General features: G+C 39.0%; 1 protein-coding gene. It reads left to right on the plus strand.

Annotated features, from left to right (window positions below; genetic code table 11):
* Positions 1-718 (plus strand): MFS transporter (locus K9V48_RS28295; protein ID WP_224142341.1); only part of this gene is annotated, 718 nt, incomplete at both ends.

The following is a 718-nucleotide window of genomic DNA, read 5'->3' on the forward strand; positions in this document are numbered from 1 at the left end:
TATTGGCCAGTAATCAAAGGAAATAGACCATTGCAAATGCTTTCGCTTTCAGCATCTATGGACAAGCTAGCGACTAGTCTGCTTCGCCAACCAGTCGTAGTGGTTATGTTGTTTGGGATTTTGCTAGGAGATTATGCTCTAAGTGGTACTATGGGATTAATTACTATTATACCAACACTTTTAATTACATTCTTTGGGGTTGCCATTGCAAGAAAAACAGGATTGAAAAAAGCGTATGTGACATCGGCTTGGATAGGTTTGTTATCATTAGTGTCTCTTGTTGCATTTTTCTTGATAATTGATAATCCTACAACGATTTCACTTACGAATATCGGGTTTACGACTATATTGTTTATCGTTCTTTATGCAGCAGCTGTAGGGTTTGCTAGTCTTCCAACGACTCTTGTTGTTCCAATGATCGCGGATGTTTCAGACTATGAAACAGCTAAATCAGGACGTTATGTACCTGGAATGATGGGGACGATCTTCTCATTTGTTGATCAATTAGTTTCATCTTTAGCTCCGACAATCGTTGGTGCAGTCGTGGCGATGATTGGATTTACTTCAGCATTCCCTGAGGTAGGCGATCCATTAACACAACCATTACTTATGGCGACATTAGCTTTAGCATTCGGTTTACCAGCCCTTGGATTGGTTATTTCAGTTGTTGCAATGAAATTCTATAAGCTAGATGCTAAGAAAATGGAAGAAATTCAAA

It is taken from the genome of Metabacillus rhizolycopersici (assembly GCF_020075705.1).